Annotated in this window: 1 protein-coding gene; it reads left to right on the top strand. The window is 43.8% G+C overall.

What is annotated here, in order from left to right; all coding sequences use genetic code 11:
* Nucleotides 1-283 (top strand): exodeoxyribonuclease III (locus HUK49_RS10845; protein WP_191913693.1); only part of this gene is annotated, 283 nt, incomplete at both ends.

Genomic DNA, 283 nt, shown 5'->3' with positions numbered 1-283 from the left:
CAACTAGATCGCCAAAAACCTGTTCTCGCAACAGGCGATTTCAACGTTTCGCATAAGGAAATCGACCTTGCAAATCCAGCAAGCAATCGTCAGTCCCCAGGTTTTACAGATGAAGAACGTCAAGGCTTTACAAATCTATTAGCCCTTGGTTTTACAGATACCTTCCGTCATTTGCATGGTGATGTTCTTAACGCCTATACTTGGTGGGCACAACGTAGCCGTACCAGTAAAATTAACAATACTGGCTGGAGAATTGATTACTGGCTAGTTAGTGACCGAGTAG

The sequence above is a fragment of the Limosilactobacillus portuensis genome, assembly GCF_014838735.1.
Classification (GTDB): Bacteria; Bacillota; Bacilli; order Lactobacillales; family Lactobacillaceae; genus Limosilactobacillus; species Limosilactobacillus portuensis.
This window is presented reverse-complemented; position numbering and strand designations above follow the sequence as displayed.